Annotated in this window: 3 protein-coding genes and 1 pseudogene; all 4 read left to right on the top strand. The window is 39.7% G+C overall.

Annotated features, from left to right (window positions below; all coding sequences use genetic code 11):
• Window positions 1-219 precede the first annotated feature (219 nt).
• Window positions 220-381: pseudogene (locus L2712_RS19180) on the top strand (RHS repeat-associated core domain-containing protein); the annotation flags it as partial.
• 707 nt (window positions 382-1,088) lie between these two features.
• Window positions 1,089-1,565 carry an Imm26 family immunity protein gene (locus L2712_RS18970; RefSeq protein ID WP_248978693.1) on the top strand — a complete coding sequence of 159 codons (477 nt, stop codon included), beginning with the start codon at window positions 1,089-1,091 and terminating at the stop codon, window positions 1,563-1,565.
• 293 nt (window positions 1,566-1,858) lie between these two features.
• Window positions 1,859-2,059, top strand: a complete 201-nt coding sequence (locus L2712_RS18965; protein WP_248978692.1) for a hypothetical protein — start codon at window positions 1,859-1,861, stop codon at window positions 2,057-2,059.
• A 2,356-nt stretch (window positions 2,060-4,415) separates the two neighbouring features.
• The coding region (locus L2712_RS18960) for an Ig-like domain-containing protein (protein ID WP_248978691.1) at window positions 4,416-5,169 on the top strand (754 nt) is incomplete at its 3' end.

Here is a 5,169-nt window from a genome sequence, read left to right as displayed (position 1 = left end):
AACTCTGCACTGAATGTCGGTCTTGTGTTCTTCATTTCTACCACCTTTTTTCTGGAAGTGAGTCTATCACTTCGTCTATTCAGGTGGCCAAATTCACTATGCCACTACATATTGCTGGCTTGCAACAGCAGGCAGCTTAACACAGGTTCTTCAATGGTTATTATGTAAAGGCTCGTACATTCGGGCCTTTTTTATGCTCTTTAAAATAATAATTTCTTCCGATTAATTCATATGAACGGTCGGGTGTACGATTACAATATGGGCCGCTTTATGTCAGTGGACCCGTTTATTCAGTCTCCGACATCTACTCAAAGTGTTAATCCGTATTCGTATATTATGAATAACCCGCTGGCGGGGACGGATCCAACTGGGTATGCGGCGGATTACATCAATGGTGTCACTTTTGGAGCTTCAGCTAATTTATCGAGTGGACAGGTTGAATTACTTTCCTCTGCTGATAGCTGTTCATTTTGTACAGGTGAATTTGCTTCTGGAGTTGATGTCGGTAGTCAATTACAGAGTAACTACGCAACTACTGGCTCAATTTCCAGCGCTGTTCTTGGGGTTGGCTTAGCTAAAGCCTCGAATGCAAAGCCACGAAAGAAAAATGGTGCCAATAATAGTGTTAAAAGTGATAAGGCATCTGATATAGGGGCAGATAGTAATTCAAAAACAGGTATAGTATATGAAAGAACCAATCCCAATACTGGTGAATGTTACATTGGCCAGTGTAAGTCCCCTGAGCGCTTTGAGAAGCGTAAAAAAGAGCACGACAAAAAACTTGGGGTTGAACACAAATATAAAATTGTTGATAGAGCTGAGCCAGGCGATGCGTTAGACGCTGCTGAACACAATAAAATACAGGATAAAACTGCTGGAATGAGGGCTAAAGATTCTGATGCAGTTCAAAATAAAAAGGATCCAGTAGGTCCTGCTCGTAGACCTAAAATGGGGATTCCTGAGCCCAAAAGAGCTAGTGGTGATAAAGCTGCTTCTGGTGGAAATAAAAGCGTTAAAGGTGTTGTAAGAGTGACACAGTTTAAAACTCAGAAAAATGGATAAGTTGTAACTTAAAGAGTGTGCAAATTATGGCAAGAAAAAAAGTAAAGTTTGATGTGGGTGATGTATTTTTAGTCCCTCTTGAAAACGATGCAGGCTACGGAGTTGGTACGGTAATAGAAGTTACACCAGATGCATTAAATAGCGTCTTGTGTGGTTTTTACAACATATATCTCGCTAGTAAAGAGGACTTTAATGTCGATGATGTAACTGAAAACAAAGTTATCTCGCTTCAATTCACAACCCCAGATCTATTAAAAGAAGGGGTTTGGGAGGTTTTAAAGAAAGTTGAGCCATTAGAAGCAAACGACTATTTTGATTTTGACTCCTTAAAAAGTAATGGTTATATTGGGGCCGAAATAGAAGGCTCTGCTATTATTCGAAAGTTTTTAAGTGCTTTTCATGGAGTTCACCCTTGGAATTGTTATTTTAAAGATGATTACTTTGATGAAATGATGCTCGATCCACACAATAAGCCTGATTGTATTTATTTTATAGAAAAATAATATAGGTACCCACCGTTTAAGAATAGGAATGACAAATCAGACTTAAATAGCTAATGATTTCCTGCTTCTTAATCAGCCCCATATTTTGGGGCTTTTTGTTGCGCTTTATTTGGAATGTTTGACCAGCAGAGTAAGCAGTGTTCACCAGTAGAAAGTGTCAGTTGTGATCAGCAGTCTGTGCAATTACCACCAGCGCCACTAATCACGAGAGTGAACATCAGGTAGAACGCTTCAACAGCATATGCAAAGGCGATCTTGTAGTCCTAAAGAAGAGAGAGCAGTTTGGTAAAACCATGAAACTATACGGGCATGGACGAGTGAATGGAATAGCCTATGATGAAGACCAAGTCCGGTATCTGAAAATGGGGTGGTCAAACCAAGAGGAAATTATTGAAGTGCCTTTGATGGGCTGCAATTCCACCGTGGATATTAAAACCATTGAGGCAGTAGAAGATGAAATGCCAGAAGAATTCTACACATGGCTAAAATCGTAACAAAGCTCTGTTGCAGGGCTGCTTTTCCGCTAACGCTACAAAATGGCCGCAAAGTGCGGCGTTACCCATACATTAATTAATCATAAGTTGTTGAAATGTATCTAAAGTTTGACCTCATTTTTGTCCAAAAGAGAGTTGGAAAACTGAAACGAATCACGAACTGAGTATTTATGCATGTTAATAACTATAACCTGGCTTAAATACTGAAAAACCGAGTGTAGTGCTATGTATGATTGATTTGAATGGCGAAAATGTAAAGCGACTAGGTAAGCCTGCGGATGTAGTGGTTCTATTGTGGCGGGCAAACACTGTGAAAGTTTGGCCGTATTAACTAAGGTTAAGAGCAATCTTTTAAGGTTATGATGAAAATCTTTAATTATGAACAAATAGATGAAGCCTCAAGGGATTGGGTTATAAAGTTTAGACGAAGCAAGAGCATGAATACTTTGGACTTGATGGTCGATAAGGCTGAAAGAGAACATCAGTCTGATAGGAGAGTTCTTGACGCAATAAACCTAGCCTGGTGCGTCAGAGAGCAGGAAATCAAAAACGGTAAATTCATCTAGATTTCAGTCAAGTACTTGCTGAACACGATACTCTACCACAACGCTCGTTCCTTTAAGGAACTATGGAATGAGCAATCATAAGCATTTCATGGAAAAATCAATGCGTCATCAATCGATGATTGTTGCTACACTATATCGTACATTGACAAGGATTGTTGAGGGTTAACATGGAACATGTAGAACCTAGTCTAGTTTTGGCTATCGTTGGACTTATATGTATCGGATGTTCAATTCTATATTATATATCTCACAGAGATTAACTAATCCCTGAAAATATCATTAGTCCAAGCTAATTTAAGAATGCTTAAGACTCACACATCCCTTTTTGCATTTTAATAACTATTAACATGTAAACTTCGCGTGTTTACGTGCATATTTGAGCTGTTTCAAGAGCAATTGACTGCGAATAGCCGTTAAATTGCAGTCATGTATATGAAGGTGCATAAATAGTCAAAATTAAATGAGTGAGTTAGAGTTCTGTAGATAGCACAATTATCAGCTATTCCAAGCATTCACGTATAACAATGCTCGTTCGATACAGTACGTATCGTTTCACTTCACTTCACTTCACTTCACTTCACTTCACTTCACTATTATCACTGAAATGCGTATCGAAGAGAGTACAGCTAGCATTTACGTACTTGGCTAAAATAGTGTTAAGGATATAGCTGCTATCGTGAGTTAGGTACCGAAGCTTCTGCACACAACCTTAAACACAACGGATCGCAAAAATGCCAAGTGTTACGAATTATTCTTAAACAGGCTGTTAGTTTATTCTTCGTCCCAGGCGCCTTCTGCTAGCATTTTTCTTATTTGGGATTTTACATGGGACGTAACCAAGCTTTCATATGTTCCCCCGTCTCCTTGCTTTTTAAAGTGCCCAATGCAACCAGGGGCTAATGTGATTACTTCTCTCTCTCCATCGAGTTCGATCCGACACCAATGCTACCAATCAGTATTTTTCTTGCCTATTCTTCTGTTGCTTCAAAGTGAAAACCCCAACCATCCTTTGCTTTAGTGATTATTGGTAATTTCAAAAATACCACCTTATATAAGAATACGAATTGAATTTAAAAATCATAAACAAACTGTATAGTACTTATTACTTTATCAGCATTATGACTGTTTATGCATCTTTGCATGCGTAACTGCATTCGAATTACTATTTCTAGTCGTTAACTGCTGAAATCGTTAAAGCATGTGCGTAAGTATTCGATTTCTGTATGTTAGTTTCTATTAAAAGTTAGTAGTCAGGCTAATTACCTCTTCTCGCATTATTAGCATAATGAACGCTTATAGTAACAGTTACATCGTATTTATTTAATGAGGTCTTTCTTGTTTTGCATCAAAGTTAATTAGTGACCGCTAAAATTTAGGGTGTGAGCAATGTGCACAAAAAGTGACTTAGTCGTTTGCATGTTGCTTTTTTCTGCATTAGTATGTGTCGATTTTGTTGGGTTTTTGTTTTTTCTGTGTTTGCATTTTGATTTGAGGAAGTTAAAGTGAAAGGGATTTTTAGCCTTGTTTTGTTGCTAAGTTTTATGGCACTTAGTTTTGACGCTAATAGCGTAACGACTGTTACGAAAACGACAAATCAAACAATGACTGAAGATGGATCTTTATCTATTTTTCCTCCAAATTACGGCGTAACCTGGTCTGATGATGATACGACTGCATCTACACCGCTACACGGCAATGCATATATTCGACGAGATATCAATAGAGTCGTGTATAACCCAAATAGCAATTACTGTGGCAGTGATAGTTTTGTAATTACAACTGTAGCAAATATGCCTCCCCCAGATGGTGAATGGGGGGGGAGCCAGATCACGGTCGAGAAACTAAACGTAAACGTCACTATTAACTGTGTGAACGATACACCGACAATAAGCTACATCAGTAATAAAACTATCAATGAGGACGCTTCAACTCAGACAGTATCATTTACTGTTGGTGATGTTGAGACTTCTGCAAGTTCATTATCTGTTTCTCGCTCGACTTCAAATAGTACACTCTTACCAACTAGCCGCATTACTCTTGGCGGTAGTGGTAGTAATAGAACCGTAAGCTTTACCCCTGTTGCAAATAAATATGGCTCGGCAACGATAACTTTAACGGCATCAGATGGGGTTAAAGTTGGCAGCCGTTCATTTAAGGTCACAGTGAATAGCGTCAACGACGTCCCTGTCGTCTCAGCCATTGCCAATCAAAGCACCAATGAAGATGTAGATAAAGGTGTCAGCTTTACCATCAGTGATGTGGAAACGGCGGCGACCTCTCTAACGATCTCTCGCAGCAGCTCAAACACCACGCTATTGCCGACCGCCAATGTGATCCTCGGTGGCAGTGGTGGCAGTCGAACCCTGACCCTCAAGCCTGCGGCAAACCAGTACGGTACCAGTACCGTAACCGTTAACGTATCTGATGGCACCGCGACCACCAGTCGCAGTTTTGTGCTGACCGTCAACAGCGTCAATGACGCGCCCGTAGTCTCAGCCATTGCCAATCAAAGCACCAATGAAGACGTTAATAAGGCCGTCAGCT

The organism is Shewanella marisflavi, from assembly GCF_023283925.1.
In the GTDB taxonomy this organism is placed as follows: domain Bacteria; phylum Pseudomonadota; class Gammaproteobacteria; order Enterobacterales; family Shewanellaceae; genus Shewanella; species Shewanella marisflavi.
Note: the sequence above shows the minus strand (reverse complement) of the source record. Positions and strands in the feature narration are given on the sequence as shown.

Excerpts from the sequence above, each read along its gene's own strand:
- L2712_RS18970 (WP_248978693.1), top strand. The coding sequence starts at position 1,089 with ATGGCAAGAAAAAAAGTAAAGTTTGATGTGGGTGATGTATTTTTAGTC.
- L2712_RS18965 (WP_248978692.1), top strand. The coding sequence starts at position 1,859 with ATGAAACTATACGGGCATGGACGAGTGAATGGAATAGCCTATGATGAA.